This is a genomic window from Salinarchaeum laminariae (genome assembly GCF_023204835.1).
GTDB classification, from domain to species: Archaea; Halobacteriota; Halobacteria; order Halobacteriales; family Salinarchaeaceae; genus Salinarchaeum; species Salinarchaeum laminariae.
The window spans coordinates 2497195-2516210 of the sequence record NZ_CP096270.1; the positions used below are offsets into that span (position 1 = coordinate 2497195).

Sequence of the window (19016 nt, forward strand, 5' to 3'; positions counted from 1 at the left end):
GTTTCCCAGTTTCTCCAGCCGGCACCCGCACTTTCACCAGTCATAGATGGATCCCACGATCGTCGCCCTGTTCCTGATCGCGGCCCTCGCCAGCACGTTCATGGCGTGGGTCATCGGCGCGGGCTCAAGCGGCGCCACGCCCTTCGCACCAGCCGTCGGAGCCAACGCCATCTCGACGATGCGCGCCGCGTTCGTCGTCGGCATCTTCGGCTTCGCCGGCGCCGTCACGCAGGGCGCGAACGTCTCCGAGACGCTCGGAAGCGGGCTCGTGGGCGGCGTCTCGCTGCCCGCGACGGGCGTGATCGTCGCGCTGGGAATCGGTGCCGGCCTGATGGCGGTCGGGATCCGGACCGGCTACCCGATCGCGACGGCGTTCACGGTCACCGGCGCCGTCGTCGGCGTCGGCCTCGCGCTCGGCGGCACGCCCGAATGGGCGACCTACCGACAGATCGGGGCCGTCTGGGTGTTCACGCCGTTCGTCGGTGGTGGCATTGCCTTCGCGATCGCGAGCGTCCTGCCCCGAGATGGTGTCCCCGAGCGACTGAGCATCCCGCTGCTCGCCGCCCTCGTCGCAGCGGTTGTGGTCAACCTCCAGTTCGCGTTCGTCGGTCCGGGTACGTCTGCGGGATCGATCGTCGGTGCGATACGGCGGACGGTCGGCGTCGATGGAACTGCGTCTGTGCTGGCAGCCACGCTCACGATCGCGTTGGCCGTCGCTGTGCTCGTCCGCTGGGACGTCAGTCGTGACGAGCAAGGCGGACTACGGCGGGTGCTGCTCTCGCTCGGCTCGCTCGTCGCCTTCTCGGCGGGCGGTAGTCAGGTCGGCCTCGCGGTCGGTCCGTTGCTCCCGCTGCTCGACGAGGTCGGCGCGATCTCGCCGATCGTCGTCCTCGTTGGCGGCGGGTTCGGGATGCTCGTGGGCTCCTGGACCGGCGCGCCGCGGATGATCAAGTCGCTCGCGCAGGACTACTCCTCGCTGGGACCGCGCCGCTCGATCGCCGCGCTGGTTCCCTCCTTTCTGATAGCGCAGCTCGCCGTCCTGCTCGGCGTGCCGGTGTCGTTCAACGAGATCGTCGTCAGTGCGATCATCGGGAGCGGCGCAGCGGTGGGCGGTGGCGACGCCATCGATCCGCGGAAGATCGGCGTGACGCTCGGCGCGTGGGCCGGCTCCTTCGTGCTGGCGTTCGTCGTCGGCTTCGGCGCGATCGCCCTGCTCTCGCTGGTGTGAACCGCCAGTCGATCCGCATCGTCCGATACCGCGTAACGGCGGACATATTCGGCACCGCTTTTAAAAACGACTTCCCCGTTCCCGCTCGGGAGGAACCCGGCTGACGGATTTTGAAACCGGACTTGCCATCTCCGTATATGGAGCCGGAGCAGGTGTTCGGTCGCGGGGAATTGAACGCGAACGTCGATGCCGATCAGCTGACCGACGACATCGGGCTGGATCGCGACGAGATTGCGTGGCGGAAGGAGTTCATCGGGTTCGACGCGGAGGACGAGCGCCGACTCGCGTCGATGGAGCCACTCTTGCGCGAACACCGCGAGGAGATCGCGGAACGCTTCTACGTCAACCTCACGCGGTACGACCAAACGACCGACGTCATCGGCCGATCGGAGAAGTCAGTCGAGCAACTCAAGCTGACACAGCAGGCCTACCTCGTGACGCTCGCGACCGGTGAGTACGACGAAGCGTACTTCCAGAACAGGGCGCGGATCGGAAAGCTCCACGAGCTGCTGGACATGCCGCTCAAGCACTACATCGGCCAGTACGGCGTCTACTACGACCTGCTGTTCGAGCAACTGGACGAGCGAATTCAGGATCAGGTCGTCGACGCGATCGAAGAGTGGGCCGTCGAGCGCGCCGAAGCCGAGCGCTCGGACGGGCTGTTCGGCAGCGTGCTGGGAGCGCTCGGGGACGACGACGCAGAGAACCCGGGAGAGCTGGACGACGCCTTCGAGTCGACCGTCCGGGACGCGATCCACGACGGCGTCGCGGACCTCCTCGCGCTCTTGCGAATCATCAACCTCGACGTGCAGGTGGCGTGTGACACCTACGTCGACTCCTACAGCAACCGGCTCGAAGACGAGATCGAACGTCGGCAGCGGCTCGCCAGCGACGTGGAAACCGACGTGCAGGAGCCACTCGACGATCTCCACGACGCTGCGGGCGACGTGGCCGAGAGCGCAGAGACGATCCACGAGCTGACGACCGACCAGTCAAACGGCGTCCGCACCGCCGCCGAGGAGGCAGAGGACCTGAGCGCCACCGTCGAGGAGATCGCCGGCACCGCCGGCACCGTCCGGACGCTCGGCGAACGCACCGAGGAGATCGCGAGCGCGGGCGTCGAGGAGGCCGAGGAGACCGCAGCTGCGATGGACGATCTCCGCGACGAAACGCAGGCTGCCGTGGCAGCGACAGAACGCCTCGAGCAGCAGGCCGATCGGATCGACGACGTCGTCGAGACGATCGAGGAGGTCACGAACCAGACGAAGATCCTCGCTGCCAACGCCCGCGTCGAAGCGAGCCGGAGCGACGCCTCGAGCGAGGCGCTCGACGTTCTCGGCGAGGAGGTCCGATCCTTCGCCGAGGATACGAGCGACCAGCTCGCGGAGCTTCCCGAAACCGTCGAGGAGCTCCGGACGATCGCCCGGGAGGTCTCGGACGCGATCGACGACACCGCGGCCCAGCTCGAGGACAGTTCCGAGCGGGTGGAATCGCTCGGCGACCGGCTCGACACGGTGCACGAGGCGGCCGACGAAACCGCCGACGGCATGGCGGAGATCGAGCAGGCAACGGATCGGCAGGCGCGAAGCGCCGAAGCGATCGCGGCAGAGATGGACGGTCTCGCCGACGCCGCCGATCGCGTCGCGGCAGAATCGGAGTCGCTCGCTGCCTCGGCAGAAGAGCAGACGGCAGCACTCGGCGACGTCGCCGAGTCGGTCGATCGACTCACTGACGCGTCCGAGTCGCCGTCGACTGCAGAGGATCGACGCCCGGCGCGGTAGGCTCCTCTTTCTTCTTCGTTGTCGTCGCTCCGTCGCTACGATCGGCCGCTACGCAGTCGTTCAGGTCATCTCACGCGAAAGCTCGGGTCGTTTCGCGCGGTAGCTCAGATCGCCTCACGCGGTCCTGGAAACGACGGCCGTCGTCCGAACGGCGAGCGATCAGGCCGTCCGCGGCGGCGGGACGAGGAACACGTTCCCCTTCGCACGTGCGACGACGTCTTCGGAGGTGCTACCCAGCAGCAGCCGTCGCATCCGGCTCCGACCGCGGGACCCAACGAGCGTCGTGGTGGGGACGAACGCCTCCTCGGCGGCGAGGATCTCCTCGGAGGGATCGCCCCGCCGGACGTCGGTCTCGGTCTGGATGTCCCACTGTTCCAGGGTCTCGGCGAGCTCGTCGAGGCGCTCCTCGGGAGTGGGCTCGCCCTCGTCCGGAATCGGGTCCTTCGGGGACTCGACGTGGACGAGCGTGGCCTCCTGGGTCGCGTGTCGGAGGTAGGAGAATGAATCGAACGCGCGTTCGGCGTTCTCGGAGAAGTCCGTCGCAAAGAGCACCCGCTGGAAGAGGTGCTCGCGGAGGACGTCGGGCTGCTCGGCCTCGCGCTCGATCCGGTTGACCACGAGTGGGACGACGGTCGTGCGTGCGAGGTTCCGGGCGGTGGACCCGATCACCCTGTTTTCCAGCGGGCTCTTCCCGCGCGAGCCGACGATCGTGAGGTCAGCGCGGACAGTCTCGGCGATCCCGTTGATCCGTCGATACGGCGTCCCGCGGACGACGTGGGTCTCCACGTCGAAGCCTGCCGCCTCCATCACGCGGCTATAGCGGTCGAGCGCCTGCTCCCTGCGCTCCTCGAAGCGCATTCCCGGCATGCCAGCGTGGACGTTCGACGGGATGACGGTGACGAGGTGGAACGTGTCGACGCCGATCCGCTCGAGACACTCGAGGCAGGTTTCGTTCTCGATCGCCGCCTCGCTCGCCGCCGAGAGGTCGGTCGCGTAAATTGCTCGCATGTACGTGTGTAGCGGGCGAACGCATAATATTGTTTTGTTTGCCCAATATTCGGTGCAGAGTATTTGTCGGCGGTGCTAGGGCGTTGGCCTGACAGAGCGTCGGAGCGCCGGCTCGAACGGTCGGCGCGCGCGAACCCTCGACCCGGGAAAATCCCGCCAAAATCGTCCGGGCGCTGAACCTCCAGTATTCGCATACGTTATGCGTATATCTCGGTGGGATAGCCATACGCACCAGCGCAGTAATCTTGCACTGTACTTCCACAACCGTTATTAGGTCGCTCCGGGTACGTTGATTCGAGTAGAAAAGCATGATTCGCACACAACTGTGCAACGGAGCGGGTGAGTATCGATGATCGGTCTGTCGGGGCTGCCGGCGTGGGCAGAGGCAGCAGCGCTGATCGGCGTAGTCCTCGTGGAGGCGATGATCCTCTACGTCGGCTACGGCGCAGTGGAACAGGCGATCGGCCAGAAACTGATCGATCGACTCACGAGCTAACACGATGGCACTGTTTGGAATGAGCGTGGCGATGCTGGCGCTGTTCGTCGGCTTCGGCCTCCTGATCGGCATCCTGTTTGGCTTCTTCGGGATGGGCGGATCCTTCCTGGTGACGCCGGCGCTGCTGGTCATGGGCTACGAATCCAGCGTCGCCGTCGGGAGCGGGTTGGCGTTCGTCTTCGGGACCTCCGTTATCGCGACGTTGAAACACCGTGACCTCGGGCAGGTCGACTACAAGCTCGGGGTGTTGATGATCGCCGGGACGACTGCCGGGATCGAGGTCGGCAAGGAGATCGTCCTCCACCTTCAGGAACTTGGCCTGGCCGGGAGCATCATCAGCGTGACCTACGTCGTCCTGCTGGGTGGCATCGGTGCGTTCGTCACCTACGAGGCGGTCAAGGGTGACGGCGGCGGTGGCGTCGACCACGACGTCGAGGACGTCGACCCCGACGAGGACCTCTCCGACGACATCCCCGAGATCGCCAAGAAAATTCAGTCGTACCGAGTTCCACCGATGATCGACCTACGGGGCGGCGTCTCCGTCTCGCTGTGGATGATCCTCGGCGTGGCGTTCGCGACCGGCCTGCTGTCGGGCTTTCTCGGCGTCGGCGGCGGATTCATCCGCATGCCCGCGCTGTTCTACCTGATCGGCGTGCCGGTCCCGATCGCCGTCGGGACGGACCTGTTCGAGATCGTCTTCTCGGGCGGGATCGGCAGCTTCCTCTACGCGATGGACGGCGGCGTCAACCTCGGCATCGTCGTCCCGCTGCTCGCGGGGAGCGCACTGGGTGCCCGCGTCGGGTCCGCGGCCACGAGCATCGTCGACGAAGACGAGATCAAGGTGTACTTCGGCGTGATGCTCCTGGGCGGCGCAGTCGCGGTCGCGGTCCGAGAGATCGGCAACGTGACCGGTATCCCGGAGCTCAACGTCGTCAGTATGGTGCTGATCGTCGGCTCCGCGCTCCTGGTCAGCGGTGCAGTCGTCCAGAGTAGCCTGAGTGCGCTCCGGGAGTCCAACGGCTCCGGCTCCTCGATCCCGGACTGAGAAGGAGCCGCCTCCGTCGCGGCTGTCGCTGACGTAGACGTCCACGCTGTCGTGGCGCTCCTCGCTTTCGCTGTGGGATCGGACGGTGTCTCCGAGTGCCGATTCACGACCTGCGAATTCGATGTCCCATAGCGACCAAGTGGCACGAGGCGTGTCTGTATCGGATCGGTTGGAGAGAAGCGTCATCACGGTCTCCGAACGGTGCTCGCAGTTCCAGAATTGTAGGGACCATGCACAAGTCTTTTGCCGCCGCGGTGGCAACGTTCGCTCGATAACTATGCCAGATTCGATGTCCGAACAACTCCAGCAGGACATGGAGTGTGAGGGGCTCCTCGAGTGTTTTCACGGGCTGAAGCAGCTCGACAAAGACTGCTTCCAGGCCCTGGTGTCCGCAGAGGACCCACTGACCGTCGATGAGATCGCTGACGGAGTCGATCGCGAGCGATCGACCGCCTACCGTGCCGTCCAGCGACTCCTGCAGACCGGGTTCATCCAGAAGGAGCAGGTCAACTACGAACAGGGCGGCTACTACCACGTCTACTCGCCGACCGATCCCGGAAAGATCGCCGACGACATGCAGCGAATGCTCAACGACTGGTACGCCAAGATGGGCCAGCTCATTCAGGAGTTCGAGACGAAGTACGACGAGGCCGAGCCGGCTGCGTCCGTCCAGGGTTAACGCCGTTTTCCTGAACCGTAGTCTTCTATCGCCGATTTCCCGGTGCGTATTGATGGGCGCTACTACGTTCCTCCCGAGTCGTCGTTCGACTTGTTCGCCCGTCAGAGAGTTTCAGTACGCACTGGCCGATAGAGTGTTTCATAGTATTGTGTGATCTATCCAAAACCCCTAAGTACCGACCGGCCCGTAGTCGATAGTGATGACGACTGATACCGCTACGAATCAGAGCGCAGAGACGAACGACGCGCCGGTCGCCGTGAACGGTCAGAACGACCTCGAGGAACTCGTCGACCAGGGAGGCGTCGTGCTGGCTGACTTCTACGCCGACTGGTGTGGTCCCTGCCAGATGATCGCGCCCGTCGTCGAGGAGCTCGCAGCCGAGACGGAGGCGACCGTCGCGAAGATCGACGTCGACGCGAACCAGCCACTCGCTGCTGCGTACGGCGTCCGTGGCGTTCCGACGCTCGTGCTCTTCGCCGAGGGCGAGCAGGTCGAGGAGATCGTCGGCGTCCAGTCCAAGGACCAGCTCGCGTCGCTGATCGATCGCTACACGAACTGAGCCGCGATTGTCGGGCGCACGCCGCGATGACTCCTGTTGCGCCCTGAAGCTTCCTGCGGTCTCCGCTACAACTGATTCGATGCCCCGGACTGGGGCATCGTACACGACGGATCGGAGCGATGCGTCTCGGCGCAACCCACGGACGGTCAATTCAGTCCTCGGCGAACGCGAACTCGTCGGTTTCCGCCATCACGCCCGCGTCCCGTCAGTTCCCGCCATCACGCCAGCGTCCCGTCAGTTCCCGCCATCACGCCAGCGTCCCGTCAGTTCCCGCCATCACGCCAGCGTCCCGTCAGTTCCCGCCATCACGCCAGCGTCCCGTCAGTTCCCGCCATCGACTCCCGCGCCCCGCCGATTTTCGCTTCGGTGCCCCCGATTCACGCCAATTCCCCGTGTCTGACGGACGAAAGTCCCTTGAGGCGGATGGCGATAGTATTGCACGTTGATGGACGACGAAGACACGATTACGCGACGTCGGGCGATCCTCGCTGGCGGTGCGACGCTCGGGTTCGGCGCCGGCGTCGCGTACCTCGCGACGCGCTCACCGTCGACGGACTCGACCTACGAGCCCGCGACGATCCACGAGGGCTCCGGTGCCAGCGGACTCGGCATCGAACTGTCAGGGCGTCCCATCGTTGGCGAACCCGATGCGCAGGTCGACCTCTACTACTGGACCGACTACCTCTGTCCGTTCTGTGCGCGCTTCGAGGCCAACACCCTCGCGAAGATCGGGCGGAACTACGTGGACGCCGGCCAGGTGCGCATCCCTTTCCTCCTGTATCCGAACATCGGCGAGTACTCGATGCCCGCTGCGGTCTGGGATCGGTGCGTCTGGGAGCAGGTCCGCGGCGACGATCCGAACGCGTACTGGGACTGGCACGGTGAGGTGTTCGACGTCCAGCGATCTTCCGGCGATGGCTGGGCCGACGACGCGACCTTCGCCGACGTTACGGAACGGGTCGCGGACGTCTCCCTGTCTGACGTCGAATCCTGTCGGGAGACGCGCGGCGATGCGATTCGCGACCAGCTCGATGCGGACGCCTCGGCTGCACAGTCAGCTGGAATCCGTGGCACGCCCGGGTTCGTGGTATACAACCGCGAGACCGACCAGGCGGGCCATCTGGTGGGTGCACATCCCTACGACAACTTCGAGACGGCGATCGATCGGGTGTTGGCGACGTGATCGGCGTCGACCGACGCCGCCTCCGCCGCAGTGCGGCCGATCTCCGTGCCGCGCTCGTCTACCCACTCACCACCGACGTTCGCCTCTTCGGGGCAGGGCTCGTCACGATCGGGACGTACGTTCTTCTCGTGCTGAGCACCTACCCCCAGTTCACCCGCCAGCTTCTCGAACGAGACGTGACGGACGTCACCTACGGGGTTTCCGTACTCACGCGCGAAGTGTACCTGACGAGGGGCTGGCTCGGGCTCGCCCTGGTGGTCGTCTACTCGCTGCTCACCGGCGTCGCAGTGACGAACGCCGTCACACTCCTCAGGCACCGACGCCGATCTGGCGCGACGAGCATCGCGGGGATTCTGCCAGGCGTACTCGCAGCGGGCTGTGCGAGCTGTGGGGCCGGTGTACTCGGGGCGCTCGGGTTCGTCGGCGCGATGGCGGTATTGCCCTACGACGGGACGCTGTTGCGCGTCGGCGGAATCGCACTTCTACTGGTGTTTCTCGCACGGGCCGGCGACCCGCGAACCTGCTCGATCGGCGCAGGTGGCGGGACCGACCGCGGCGCTTCGGCCGAGTGACGCTGGATCGGGGCTGCGCCCGTGACCGTCACTGACCGCTCATCACGACGAGGACGGGAACGTCCACCGTCCGTAGCACCCGGTCGGCCGTACTGCCGAGGACCTGCCCAAGGGCACTGGACCCACCAGTCGAACTCATCACGATAAGATCGATGTCGTGGTCGCGAGCATACTCGCGGATTGCGGCGTGTGGTACGTCTCGAATCACGTCCGTTTCGACGGGCAGACGTGAATCGGTCTCGTGGAGTCGCTCCACCAGCCGATCCATCGCCGCACGTCCGTCCTCCTCGTAGCCGGCAATCGTCCCTTCGTCGACCCCACCCGCGTTGAACGGTCCTGCGACGGTGAGGAGGTCCAGCGCGTAGCAGCTATGAACACTCGCGTCGAGTTGACCGGCGAGCGTCGCCCCGAGCGGCGCTGCCCGCTCGGCAGCCTCGCTGCCGTCAGTCGGGACGAGCAGGTCGGTGCACTCGAACGGTCCCGTCCTATCGGGGACGGTGAGGACTGGCACCGTGGATCGGCGCAAGACCGCGTGGACGACGCTCCCGAGGAGTCGATCGCTGACGCCACCCAGACCTCGACGGCCGAGGACAAGCATGTCAGCGTCGCGATCGGTCGCGAACTCGACGATCGACGCTGCAGCGGGTCCGTCGATTGCGTGGCGCTCCACCGAGACGCTCGCGCCCTCGATCGCGTCGTCGAGGTCCTCGAGCACCGCCTGGGAGTCCCACGACTCGATGCCGCGACCGGTTACCTCGACGTGGACGACGTCCACCTCGGCACCTGCCGCCTCGGCGATGGCGATACCGACAGCTGTCGCCCGTCGCGCGCAGTCCGACCCGTCGACGCCGATACAGATCCGATCGAGCATGTCGGTCAGTGTATGCACGTTGGTCTAATGAGGCGATAAAGGTTGGTTCGAAGCAGGCGCCGTCGCCAGGCCTCCGTTTCGCCCGCGAGTAGCCAGACGTTTAGGCTGCGGGCGCCCACCAGCGAGCATGAAACAGGCCATCGTCGCCCGGACGGACATCAACATGGGCGAGGGCAAGCTCGCCGCGCAGGTCGCCCACGCCTCGTTGTCGGCCTACGAGGACACGGACGGACCGAACCGCCGAGAGTGGAAGGGCAGTGGCCAGAAGAAGGTCGTGCTCCAGGCCGACGGCGAAGATCAGCTCTTCGAACTCGCCGACCGCGCCGAACGGTCGGGACTCCCGCACGCGATCATCCGCGACGCCGGCCACACACAGCTCGAACCCGGCACCGTCACGGCGCTGGCCGTCGGCCCCGGAAGCGATCGAGCCGTCGACGAGATCACCGGCGACCTCTCCCTCTACTGATGGCCGACGACGCCGACGGCTCGGAAGCTGCCCGCTCGCTCCGCGTTGCTCACCCTGCCGAACGAGCCGTCGGCATGGAACACTACGTCAGCGACGTCGACGGAACCGGCGGCCGACTTCGCACCAGTCCCGACGCGTTCCGCGTCCGAGAGATCGAACGGATCGATCCCGAGCCGATCGACGCCGATCCTGGCGCGTACCCACACGTCGTGATTCGGGCGACCCTCCGAAGCTGGGACACCAACGACTTCGCGAGCACGCTCTCCGATCGGATGGGTATCAGCCGAAAACGCGTCCACTGGGCCGGGACGAAGGACAAGCGGGCGGTGACGACGCAACTCTTCTCGATCGACGACGTCGATCCGGCGGCAGTGCCCGGTACGGGATACCGTGGAAGTGGGACTGATCTGGGCGAAGAACCCGACCGTCGCGAAGAAACCGATCGCGGCGACGGGACCGATTACACCGACGAAACCGGTCCCGGCGGAATCGACGAGGCTGAGATCGAGCTACTCGGGCGGCTCGGTCGTTCGATCGAGCTGGGCGATCTCGTCGGAAACGAGTTCGAGATCACGATCACCGATCCCGAACGGCCCGAGAATGTCGACCCAATCACGAACTCGTTGGCTGCATTTGCGGTAGGCGATCTCCCGGGAGACAGTTCCGAAGACGCCACCAAGTCCGTCGCGGTGCCGAACTACTTCGGACAGCAACGGTTCGGAAGTCGACGGCCGATCACTCACGCTGTCGGTCTGGCGATCGTGCGGGGCGAGTGGCGCGAAGCGGTACGGATCTACGTCGGCGACGGCTACGACTCCGAGCCCGATTCCAGCCAGGAGGCACGGGCCGTGGCTGGCAAGTGCATGACCGACGGCGATTGGGCCGGCGCACTCGACGCGATGCCAAACCGCCTCGGGTACGAGCGAACGCTCCTCCACGCACTGGACCGTCAGGAGACCGCCGGCGAGGATACCGAGAACGAGGCCGCGTTCCGTGAAGCACTGGAGGACCTGCCAGAGAATCTCCAGCGCATGTTCGTGCACGCGGCACAGTCCTACGCGTTCAACGCGATCCTCTCCCAGCGCCTCGAGCGCGGGTTACCGTTTCACGAGCCCGTCGCCGGGGACGTCGTTTGCTTCAACGACGCCGACGCACCGGAGGACCTCTCCCTGCCGGACACCGACCGCCTCCAGCGCGTGACCGAAGACCGCGTCGACACGATCTCTCGGCACTGCGAGCGCGGCCGGGCTTTCGTTACTGCGCCGCTCGTCGGGACCGACACCGACCTGGGCGACGGCGAGCCCGGCGAAATCGAACGCAGCGTGCTCGACGATCTGGATCTCACGAACGATGCGTTCGATCTGCCCGACCCCTTCGGATCGACGGGTACGCGACGCGCGATCACCGTCCGCACGGACCTCACCGTTGACGGCGGCGACGATCCCCGCTTCACCTTCGCGCTGCCGAAAGGCTCCTACGCGACCGTGCTCCTGCGCGAGTATCTGAAGGTCGATCCCGTCGTGCTGGGGTGAGTCCCGGAGTTAGCGAGTAGCTGCTCCCCTAGGGAATCGTAGTCATTGCGATTCGTGTGCCGTTGCGGATCGCGGAGAGAGTGCTGATCTGGCAACGAAACGAGGACCGAAGCAAACGAAACCCGAGAAGCGCCACCACCAGGGCTCGAACCTGGGACAACCACGTTAACAGCGTGGTGCTCTACCAACTGAGCTATGGCGGCCCGTTGCAGTTCCAAATAACCCGGAAGCGTTTGATTAGGCTTTCGCTTTCAGGGGATTACGCCACGGGCTGACACGCCGACCGGAACGCTTTCGGCCCAGACACTGGAAGCCACGACCGAATGAGCGACGACCTCGATGCGGTGCTCGAACGGGCACGCACGCTCGTCACGCCCGACGAAGGCGAGCGAGCGGCGCTCCGGGCGGCCACCGAGCGGCTCCGAGCGCGAGCAGTCGCGGCGATCGAAGAGCTGCCCGTCGAAGCCGACGTGGTGCTCGTGGGGTCGACCGCGCGCAGCACCTGGCTTCCGGGTGAGCGCGACGTCGACATCTTTCTGCAGTTCCCCGCGGATCTCGATCGGGACGCGCTCGAAGAGCACGGACTCGCCGTCGGGCACGCCGTCCTCGGGGACGGTCACGAGGAGTACGCAGAGCACCCCTACGTGACTGGGGCCGTCGACGAAGGCGATCTGGAGGACGTGGACGTCGACGTCGTCCCTTGCTACGACCTCGACGCAGCAACGGACATCCGGTCCGCCGTCGATCGGACGCCGTTCCACACCGAGTACGTCCGCAGACAGCTCGACGACGATCTCGCGACGGAGGTCCGTCTCGCGAAAGCCTTCGCGACGGGGATTGGCATCTACGGGAGCGACCTCCGAACGCGCGGACTATCGGGCTATCTTACGGAGCTGCTCGCTCTGGAGTACGGCGGCTTCCGAGAGTTCCTCGAGGCCGCAGCAGACTGGCACCCACCGGTCCAGCTGGATCCCAACGAACACGGCACGGCGACGTTCGAGGACCCTCTCGTGATGATCGATCCGACGGACCCCGAGCGCAACGTCGCAGCCGTCTGTTCGGCGGCGAACGTCGCTCGGCTACAACACCACGCCAGGCTCTTCCTCGAGCGCCCAGACGTCGAAGCCTTCGAGACACAAACGCCCACCACCTCTGAGGAGGCCGCGATCGATTCCGACGCGCTCCGGTCGCAGGTCGAGCGACGAGGCACCACGCCGATCGCGATTCGGTTCACCGCACCGGATCTCGTCGAAGACGACCTCTACCCGCAGCTTCGGGCATCGCTCGGGGGCATCGTCGGGCTCCTCGAACGCTTGGGGTTCGACGTGCTTCGCTCGACTACGGCCGTCGCGGATGGCGATGCAATCCTGCTGGTCGAGCTCGAAGTCGTAGAACGGCCGGCCATCGAGCGCCACGAGGGCCCGCCCGTCCACGTACGCGAGCACGCCGAGGCGTTCTATGAAACCTATGCGACCGACGACTCTGTCTACGGGCCGTTCGTCGATGGAGATAGATACGTCGTCGAACGCCCGCGGGACGTGACGCACGCCGTCGAACTCCTCGATAGCGACGCCATCTTCGACGGGCACCACGGTGCGGGCGTCGAGCGACGTCTCGAAAGCGGCTACGATCTGCTCACGGGACCTGAACTCACGGAACTACTACCGACGTTCGCGGACGAACTCGCAGCGTACTTCGACCCCGAACCCTGAGAAGCGGATCGGATGAGCACGCCGGCCGGATGATTGTCTCCCATTTCGCTCCGGCAGATCAGTCCGGACCGATCGCCTGGTGGCTGGTCGCAATGGCGTCGATACGGGACCTGACCTGATCGCTTGGATCGTCCTCGGGCTCGACGGGTTCGTAGCCCGAACACACTTCGTTGACCTTCGTCACCGCCTCTGCGAGCACGTCCAACCCGTATCCCCCTTCGAGAACGTAGCCCATCCCCGCATCGACGTCCTCCGCGATCGATCGGGCCAGCGACGCGAGCCAGCCGTAACCCTCCGTCGAGACGCGCATCCGGGAGATTGGATCGTGTCGATGTGCGTCGAACCCCGCACTGATCAGGAGGCAGTCGGGATCCATGCCGCTAACTGCCGGGCGGACCAACTCTTCGAGTGCGAGGGCGTAGGCAGCGTCGCCAGCGCCGGGAGGCATCGGAACGTTCAGCGTCGTCCCGGCACCGGCTCCGGTGCCGGTCTCGTCGCTTTCGCCCGTTCCGGGGTAGATGCCGTCCTCGTGGATGGAGACGACGAACACGTCGCCGCGGTCGTAGAAAACGTCCTGCGTTCCGTTGCCGTGGTGAACGTCCCAATCCAGGATCGCGACGCCCTCCGCTCCGTGATCGAGAGCAGTCTGCGCAGCGATCCCGACGTTGTTGACGAAGCAAAATCCCATTGCGTCGTCTTCGACGGCGTGGTGGCCTGGGGGACGGCCGATCGAGAACGGAGTCTCGCGTCCGTTGGCGCCGTCCATCGCCCGCTCTGCTGCCCACCGAGCGAGCCCCGCACTCGTCCGAATTGCTTCCCAGGTGCCCTCTCCAACGACGGTGTCGGGATCCCATTCACCACCGCCGCTCGCACAGAACTCCTGTAGTTCGTCGACGTACTCCGGATCGTGGATCGATCTGACCGTGTCGAGATCGATCGGCTCCGCGTCGACGTACTCGACGCTGTGCTCGCGTTTCAGTCCCTCACGGATCGCCCGGAGGCGGTCCGGTGACTCCGGGTGTCGTCGCCCTGGATCGTGGCCGAGACAGCGGTCGCTGTACCCGAAATGCATGTCACGTGGCGTCGAACAGCGCGAAGTAGGTCTCGACGTCCTCGGCTTTCACCGTCCGACGATCCGCGTGTCGGGCGAGAGTTGCCGCCGCGGCGGCGACGTTGTCGGCGTAATCCTCGAGGATGTCTGCGAGTGCGATACGTGCGTCCATCGAAACCCGATACTGACCGTCGATCTTGAGCCGCGCGATGCGATCGACCGGCGCGACCGGGAGTTCGAGCGACTGTTTGTCGATCGCGGCTTCGACGCCGAAATCCTCCGCCATCAGCGTCTTTCGGCCGTCGGCAGTCGCGCGATCTGCGGCACCGACCGCCAGATCCGCGCCGCGTTCTTCGACCCGTCTCGCGAGCTCCTCGGCGGCCTCCGCGCTCACCCGGAGGTCGCCGGCGTTCCGTCGAATGATCGTATCGACCGGTGCAAAGGGGAGCTCGACGCTCATACACATCATCGGTGGAGCGCTGCCGTTAACGTTTTGCTCTGCGTGCCGCTACGGCGCGCTCGAACCGGCAAACGCCTCGATTCGACCGGAACGAATCGTCACCGCGAGGTCAGAAGACGTTGTTTGCTGCGATCCGGTCGTCCTCGACGCCCTCGCCGCGAACGGTGATCTCGTCGCCGAGGTGCACGTCAGTGTCCGCGTCGACGCGGACGGTCTGCTCGCCGTCGTCGATGATGATCGGATCGCCGGCCTGTACCACGACGCCCGTGAACTCGACGGTTTCGCCGACAGTGACGACGCTGGCTTCGCCTGCCTCGGCCGTGGTAGCGTCCTCGGTCACGTCCGTCGTCGTTTGTGCCGCTCCATCCGTGGCAGTGACGGCTGCCGCTTCCGAGGCCGGTCGATCCTCGGTCGTTTCGTCACCGCCAGTGTCACTGTCACCAGTGCCGTCATCGCCGGCGTCACCATCGCCACCGAAGGCCGACAGATCTGCGTCTCCGTCTGCCGTACCGCCGCCGGCCGAAGGCATTCCGTCGTCGCGCTCGAGGACGGTTACCGCGGCTTGCCAGCCAGCGGACGCTTCGAGGTCGTCCTGCCAGCCATCCTGGATCTCGACGTCGGCGAGCGCGACCTCGTCGCCGGGGGAGACGTCGAGGTCGGCCTTGTCCCCCCAGAGTGCGACGCGAATGTCGCCAGTGTCGTCCTGCACGCGAAGGTTTCTGACCTGTCCCTCCGAGCCGTCGTCGCGATCGAACGTGCGCTTGGGATCCGCGGACCGAACGACGCCCACCAGATCCACCTGTTGATCGATCTCGACATCGCCGATCGGCGTCGAGTCCGGCTCGTACTCGATCGACGTGTCGAGTTCTTCGATCGCACCACGTTCGCCGACGTGCAGTTCGAGATCGCCGTCGCGCTCGCGGACGTAGCCGTCGACGACCTCGACGGAGATCCCCGGATCGATCTCTTCGACCCGGTCGGCCATGCCGTCCCAGAGCGTCACGCGGATCCGTCCAGTCGGATCACCAATTGCGAGATTTGCGACTTTCCCTTCCGAGCCGTCGTCGCGATCGAAGGTCCGAACCGACTCCGTGTCGAGAACGAGCGCCTCGACGTTCACGTCCGAGCGTCCGAGCGTGAGGTCGTCGATCTCCGTGGTGCCGTCGAGATCGACGGCGACCTCGACGCCCGGTGCGGGCTCGGCCTTGTCGACGTTGACTTCGAGTCCACGGTAGCCTTCGGCAGGCCGGCCCGCGATCTTGATCACGTCGCCGCGCTCCATTCGTTCGGCAGCGTCGGCGGCGAGCGCGTCCCAGAATGCGATCCGGAGCTGGCCGGTCTCGTCGGCGACTTCGGCGTTGAGCACACGGCCCTCGTTCGGACGATCCGCGTCCTCGGGCTGCTCCTTTTCCGCTCGCTCTGCAGGATCGGCCTCTGTTTCGGTCGTCTCCTCGCGCTCCGTGCTCTCGTCCTCGAGCGTATCCTGATCGTCGCTCCCGCCGTCGTCGCGCTCGAACGTCTTGAGTTCGCCCAGCGAGACGACCTTGGCGGCGAACTTCACCTCCTCCATTCCCGCGTCGATTTCCGCAACGCCCTCGACCTCGCCGCCGTCCTCGTCGAGCTCGTGTGCGACGAGCATGGCGGCAGTCTCGTCGTCGGCGAGCCCACCCATCCGCTCGACCCGCTCCTCGACCCGCTCGCGAAACTCCTCGAGCTCCACGTCGGCCTCGAGGTCCTCGTGGATCTCCTCGATGACGCCCATTCTATCGCTCAGCATGGCTGGGCGCCGTTTAAGCGTTGTCGTTGGCGCGGAATCGCCGCGCTTGCTGGTGGTTTTCGACTCGCGTCGATCGGCCGTATTCCGTGGGCATCGTGTGTCCCATACCCGCTCCTCGCCGCGGTCTCGGACAAGAAGGTGTGGACGTCGCTCGCGGCGGGTATGGTATCCATATTCGAGGCACCGTGTGTTTCACCCTACGGCGGTTCCGCATCGTAACCCCTTTAGTGCGGTCGGGTCCTATGATAGGATGAGTTCTGGTAGGGTAGTGGACTATCCTCCTGGCCTGCGGAGCCGGGGACCTGAGTTCAAATCTCAGCCAGGACGTTTCTGCCGACCAAAACGATCAGCGAATGCGCTGCACACCGACTGTCGACGCGGACGGGTCCGTCGAAAACTGTCGATTACTGCGACCGATACGACCTACTGCGTCGCCCGATACTCGCCGAACTTGACACCGATCGCGAGACAGATCACACCGAACACTGCCATCGACGGTGCGACCATCATCAGGGTCGTCTGCAGCGCCATGAACCCCATCGCAACCAGGCCGCCGATACCAACTGCGATCACGGCGAGGAACGCGACTAGCGTCGTAACTGGGTCGAACTCGACCATGGCCGTAATAAGCCGCTGCAGCCTGAAAATACCGGGCTTTTCGGCGTTGACTGCCGGAGGTCCAACGAGGCCGCGCCTGTATTCAGGACGACGAGGAGGACGACTGGCCACTTGGCCTGATGACGCCCGCGAGCGAGACCACCAGTCCGAGGAGCCAGCCCAGCGGCACGGAGATTCCCAGCCACATGAGCACGTACGCGAACCCTTCGAGATCGAAGGCGTCGCGAATCGACTCGTTGAGACCCCCGACGAACAGAACGTTGTCGAGGAGCCAGATCGCGAGATCCTCGCTCCGCGGGAAGATCGCATCGCCGACGACGCCGGAGAAGAGCGCGGCAACGACCGGCGGGAGGAAAATGGCCGTCATCGCAGCGGGATAAGCGATCGTGATCGTGAGGCCGCGGCCGCCATAGCGCGTACAGAGCGCGGCGAGTCCGGCCGAAAACGTGGCGACTCCGCCAGCTGCCGCGACGGCGAGGAACCCTTCCCAGGATAGTTGGAAGTGAGCCAGTATCGTCAGCCCGCCCCAGACGACGGCGGCGACGATGACGACGCCGAGAATGCCAATGCCAGCGATCAACGTGTCGATACGACGGGAGTAAAAGCGCGTTACGACGCCGAAGAGGGCGAGCGGGTAGAGGATGCCGACCATCAGGATGCCGACCGCGCTCCACGCGCGGTAAGCGATCTTGCCGGAGGTCGTGTTCGGGGTCCACCGACCGAGGACCGAGTGGGCCTGCCGCTGCCGGGGGAAGACGAGCTCCATCCACGTGTCGTGGAGCCGCCGGAGGTCGATCTTGACCCCGTCGAGGACGCCGCCGCGCGCAGAGCCGGCTGCCATACACGATCTGTGCGCGCCGCCGGGAATTGAATGTTGGGGAACGACGGCGACCTCTAGCCACGGCTCGGGACGACGGACCGATACCACGACAAAGGCCGATGAAACGCCAGAGCAGATGACTGGGACGATTTCCCCATCGTGCGGTCTGAGTGAGAACGGGAGGAGCGGTACGGAGTAAACGTCCAGTGGGCTGTGGGAAAAGCTGTATAGAAAGCAACGTAGTGGTCAAAAGGCACCGTTTCTGCACTACGGGCACGCAGTTACCTGCAAAGACGAGTTCGGATCGCCAACTCGGTCGTCAGTTCCAGGGGCCGAAACTGGGGTCGACGCACCGCTCCTCACGATCGATCGCGTCGATTCGGTCGACGTCGTCCGGGTCGAGTTCGAGGTCGAGACTCCGCCAGTTGTCGTGGACGTGGTCGGTGCTGGTCGCCTTCGGGATGGTCACGACGTCGCGCTGTCGGAGCCACGCGAGCGAGACCTGTGCTTCGCTGACGCCGTGTTTCTCGGCGATCTCGCCGATCGTCGGATCGTCCAGAACGCCACCGCGAGCGAGCGGCGAGTAGCCGACGACCGTCACGTCACGGTCCTGGCAGTGGTCGACGAGCTCTCGCTGTGGGAGGAACGGATGAATCTCGAACTGATGGAACTCGATCGGTACGTCAGAGACGTCGATGGCTTCGTCGACCTGTTCTGGGAGGAAGTTGCTGATACCGACGTGGTCGATCAGGCCACGCTCGCGGAGTTCGGCGAACGCCGAGAACGTCTCCTCGGGTTCGTACGCGCGTGCAGGCCAGTGAACGTAGAGAAGATCGACGGCGTCGACGCCGAGTTTGTCGAGACTCTCTTCCGTCGTCGCGATCACGTCGTCGAAATCGAGATTGTCGATCCAGACCTTCGTCGCGAGGAAGATGTCGTCGCGATCCACGTCCGCAGCGGCGATCCCATCGCCGACGGCAGATTCGTTCCCGTAAATCTGTGCGGTGTCGACGTGACGGTAACCGGCTTCGAGCGCCGTCTTCACGCTTGCCGCGCACTGCTCGGGATCCTCGTTCTGCCAGGTTCCGACGCCGAGTGCCGGTGCACCGCCGATCGACGGACAATCGGCAGCCGCTGAGAGTTGCTCACTCATGGAAA

The 19016-nt window shown here is 65.3% G+C and carries 19 protein-coding genes and 2 tRNA genes; 12 read left to right on the plus strand and 9 right to left on the minus strand.

Features of this window, described 5'->3' with window-relative positions:
- The first annotated feature begins 46 nt into the window (after nt 1-46).
- Nucleotides 47-1228 (plus strand): inorganic phosphate transporter, encoded by a 1182-nt coding sequence (locus tag MXF70_RS11805; protein ID WP_248515832.1) that lies wholly within the window; start codon nt 47-49, stop codon nt 1226-1228.
- A 137-nt stretch (nt 1229-1365) separates the two neighbouring features.
- Nucleotides 1366-3009 carry a globin-coupled sensor protein gene (locus tag MXF70_RS11810; protein ID WP_248515833.1) on the plus strand — a complete coding sequence of 548 codons (1644 nt, stop codon included), beginning with the start codon at nt 1366-1368 and terminating at the stop codon, nt 3007-3009.
- Between the two features lie 159 nt (nt 3010-3168).
- Here the strand turns inward: MXF70_RS11810 and MXF70_RS11815 are convergent, their stop codons facing one another.
- Nucleotides 3169-4017: a universal stress protein gene (locus tag MXF70_RS11815; RefSeq protein ID WP_248515834.1), complete on the minus strand. Its 849-nt coding sequence runs from the start codon at nt 4015-4017 to the stop codon at nt 3169-3171.
- A gap of 349 nt (nt 4018-4366) precedes the next feature.
- Here MXF70_RS11815 and MXF70_RS11820 point away from each other — a divergent pair, with 349 nt between their 5' ends.
- The 6 genes from MXF70_RS11820 to MXF70_RS11845 all read left to right on the plus strand — a co-directional run bounded on the left by MXF70_RS11820 (nt 4367) and on the right by MXF70_RS11845 (nt 8551).
- Nucleotides 4367-4513 carry a DUF7512 family protein gene (locus tag MXF70_RS11820; protein WP_248515835.1) on the plus strand — a complete coding sequence of 49 codons (147 nt, stop codon included), beginning with the start codon at nt 4367-4369 and terminating at the stop codon, nt 4511-4513.
- 19 nt (nt 4514-4532) lie between these two features.
- Nucleotides 4533-5558: a sulfite exporter TauE/SafE family protein gene (locus MXF70_RS11825; RefSeq protein WP_375140847.1), complete on the plus strand. Its 1026-nt coding sequence runs from the start codon at nt 4533-4535 to the stop codon at nt 5556-5558.
- Between the two features lie 277 nt (nt 5559-5835).
- The gene (locus tag MXF70_RS11830; protein ID WP_248515837.1) at nt 5836-6237 is read left to right on the plus strand and encodes a helix-turn-helix domain-containing protein; all 402 of its coding nucleotides are present in this window, start codon (nt 5836-5838) and stop codon (nt 6235-6237) included.
- 199 nt (nt 6238-6436) lie between these two features.
- Nucleotides 6437-6796 (plus strand): thioredoxin, encoded by a 360-nt coding sequence (gene trxA / locus MXF70_RS11835; RefSeq protein ID WP_248515838.1) that lies wholly within the window; start codon nt 6437-6439, stop codon nt 6794-6796.
- A 445-nt stretch (nt 6797-7241) separates the two neighbouring features.
- On the plus strand, nt 7242-7979 hold the full coding sequence (locus MXF70_RS11840; protein WP_248515839.1) for a DsbA family protein: 738 nt from the start codon (nt 7242-7244) through the stop codon (nt 7977-7979).
- A complete protein-coding gene (locus tag MXF70_RS11845) occupies nt 7976-8551 on the plus strand; it encodes a hypothetical protein (protein WP_248515840.1) in 576 nt (191 codons plus the stop codon). Before MXF70_RS11840 ends, MXF70_RS11845 begins: the two co-directional genes overlap by 4 nt.
- A 28-nt stretch (nt 8552-8579) precedes the next feature.
- Here the strand turns inward: MXF70_RS11845 and MXF70_RS11850 are convergent, their stop codons facing one another.
- Entirely contained in the window at nt 8580-9440 is an 861-nt protein-coding gene (locus MXF70_RS11850; RefSeq protein WP_248515841.1) for a universal stress protein, read from the minus strand.
- Nucleotides 9441-9549: 109 nt separating this feature from the next.
- Between MXF70_RS11850 and pth2 the strand changes: the two genes are divergently transcribed.
- Nucleotides 9550-9888 carry a peptidyl-tRNA hydrolase Pth2 gene (pth2, locus tag MXF70_RS11855; protein WP_248515842.1) on the plus strand — a complete coding sequence of 113 codons (339 nt, stop codon included), beginning with the start codon at nt 9550-9552 and terminating at the stop codon, nt 9886-9888.
- A complete protein-coding gene (locus MXF70_RS11860; RefSeq protein ID WP_248515843.1) occupies nt 9888-11420 on the plus strand; it encodes a tRNA pseudouridine(13) synthase TruD in 1533 nt (510 codons plus the stop codon). Before pth2 ends, MXF70_RS11860 begins: the two co-directional genes overlap by 1 nt.
- Nucleotides 11421-11550: 130 nt before the next feature.
- On the opposite strand, the gene MXF70_RS11865 is transcribed toward MXF70_RS11860, so the two are convergent.
- Nucleotides 11551-11623: transfer RNA gene (locus tag MXF70_RS11865), tRNA-Asn, on the minus strand.
- Between the two features lie 120 nt (nt 11624-11743).
- Here MXF70_RS11865 and cca point away from each other — a divergent pair.
- On the plus strand, nt 11744-13132 hold the full coding sequence (cca, locus tag MXF70_RS11870; RefSeq protein WP_248515844.1) for a CCA tRNA nucleotidyltransferase: 1389 nt from the start codon (nt 11744-11746) through the stop codon (nt 13130-13132).
- Nucleotides 13133-13190: 58 nt separating this feature from the next.
- Here the strand turns inward: cca and MXF70_RS11875 are convergent, their stop codons facing one another.
- The 3 genes from MXF70_RS11875 to MXF70_RS11890 form a co-directional block, all read right to left on the minus strand.
- A complete protein-coding gene (locus MXF70_RS11875) occupies nt 13191-14204 on the minus strand; it encodes a histone deacetylase family protein (protein WP_248515845.1) in 1014 nt (337 codons plus the stop codon).
- Nucleotide 14205: 1 nt separating this feature from the next.
- Nucleotides 14206-14643, minus strand: coding sequence for a histone family protein (locus tag MXF70_RS15330; RefSeq protein WP_310736345.1), 438 nt, complete (start codon nt 14641-14643; stop codon nt 14206-14208).
- 109 nt (nt 14644-14752) lie between these two features.
- A complete protein-coding gene (locus MXF70_RS11890) occupies nt 14753-16405 on the minus strand; it encodes an OB-fold nucleic acid binding domain-containing protein (RefSeq protein WP_248518401.1) in 1653 nt (550 codons plus the stop codon).
- Nucleotides 16406-16674: 269 nt separating this feature from the next.
- On the opposite strand from MXF70_RS11890, the gene MXF70_RS11895 reads away from it, so the two are divergent.
- Nucleotides 16675-16747 (plus strand) — tRNA-Arg (locus MXF70_RS11895).
- 96 nt (nt 16748-16843) lie between these two features.
- Here MXF70_RS11895 and MXF70_RS11900 read toward each other — a convergent pair.
- The 3 genes from MXF70_RS11900 to MXF70_RS11910 form a co-directional block, all read right to left on the minus strand.
- On the minus strand, nt 16844-17038 hold the full coding sequence (locus MXF70_RS11900; RefSeq protein WP_248515846.1) for a DUF7333 family protein: 195 nt from the start codon (nt 17036-17038) through the stop codon (nt 16844-16846).
- A gap of 82 nt (nt 17039-17120) precedes the next feature.
- Entirely contained in the window at nt 17121-17879 is a 759-nt protein-coding gene (locus tag MXF70_RS11905) for a hypothetical protein (protein WP_248515847.1), read from the minus strand.
- Between the two features lie 298 nt (nt 17880-18177).
- Complete coding sequence (locus MXF70_RS11910; protein WP_248515848.1) at nt 18178-19011, minus strand: aldo/keto reductase; 834 nt, start codon at nt 19009-19011, stop codon at nt 18178-18180.
- Nucleotides 19012-19016 lie beyond the last annotated feature (5 nt).

What these genes read in the sequence shown, in the direction of transcription:
- MXF70_RS11860 (WP_248515843.1), top strand. Translation starts at nt 9,888, where the DNA reads ATGGCCGACGACGCCGACGGCTCGGAAGCTGCCCGCTCGCTCCGCGTT.
- MXF70_RS11900 (WP_248515846.1), bottom strand. Translation starts at nt 17,038, where the DNA reads ATGGTCGAGTTCGACCCAGTTACGACGCTAGTCGCGTTCCTCGCCGTG.
- MXF70_RS11815 (WP_248515834.1), bottom strand. Translation starts at nt 4,017, where the DNA reads ATGCGAGCAATTTACGCGACCGACCTCTCGGCGGCGAGCGAGGCGGCG.
- MXF70_RS11905 (WP_248515847.1), bottom strand. Translation starts at nt 17,879, where the DNA reads ATGGCAGCCGGCTCTGCGCGCGGCGGCGTCCTCGACGGGGTCAAGATC.
- pth2 (WP_248515842.1), top strand. Translation starts at nt 9,550, where the DNA reads ATGAAACAGGCCATCGTCGCCCGGACGGACATCAACATGGGCGAGGGC.
- MXF70_RS11825 (WP_375140847.1), top strand. Translation starts at nt 4,533, where the DNA reads ATGAGCGTGGCGATGCTGGCGCTGTTCGTCGGCTTCGGCCTCCTGATC.
- MXF70_RS11840 (WP_248515839.1), top strand. Translation starts at nt 7,242, where the DNA reads ATGGACGACGAAGACACGATTACGCGACGTCGGGCGATCCTCGCTGGC.
- MXF70_RS11910 (WP_248515848.1), bottom strand. Translation starts at nt 19,011, where the DNA reads ATGAGTGAGCAACTCTCAGCGGCTGCCGATTGTCCGTCGATCGGCGGT.
- MXF70_RS11805 (WP_248515832.1), top strand. Translation starts at nt 47, where the DNA reads ATGGATCCCACGATCGTCGCCCTGTTCCTGATCGCGGCCCTCGCCAGC.
- MXF70_RS11890 (WP_248518401.1), bottom strand. Translation starts at nt 16,405, where the DNA reads ATGGGCGTCATCGAGGAGATCCACGAGGACCTCGAGGCCGACGTGGAG.
- MXF70_RS11830 (WP_248515837.1), top strand. Translation starts at nt 5,836, where the DNA reads ATGCCAGATTCGATGTCCGAACAACTCCAGCAGGACATGGAGTGTGAG.
- MXF70_RS11875 (WP_248515845.1), bottom strand. Translation starts at nt 14,204, where the DNA reads ATGCATTTCGGGTACAGCGACCGCTGTCTCGGCCACGATCCAGGGCGA.
- cca (WP_248515844.1), top strand. Translation starts at nt 11,744, where the DNA reads ATGAGCGACGACCTCGATGCGGTGCTCGAACGGGCACGCACGCTCGTC.
- MXF70_RS11810 (WP_248515833.1), top strand. Translation starts at nt 1,366, where the DNA reads ATGGAGCCGGAGCAGGTGTTCGGTCGCGGGGAATTGAACGCGAACGTC.
- MXF70_RS15330 (WP_310736345.1), bottom strand. Translation starts at nt 14,643, where the DNA reads ATGAGCGTCGAGCTCCCCTTTGCACCGGTCGATACGATCATTCGACGG.
- trxA (WP_248515838.1), top strand. Translation starts at nt 6,437, where the DNA reads ATGACGACTGATACCGCTACGAATCAGAGCGCAGAGACGAACGACGCG.
- MXF70_RS11820 (WP_248515835.1), top strand. Translation starts at nt 4,367, where the DNA reads ATGATCGGTCTGTCGGGGCTGCCGGCGTGGGCAGAGGCAGCAGCGCTG.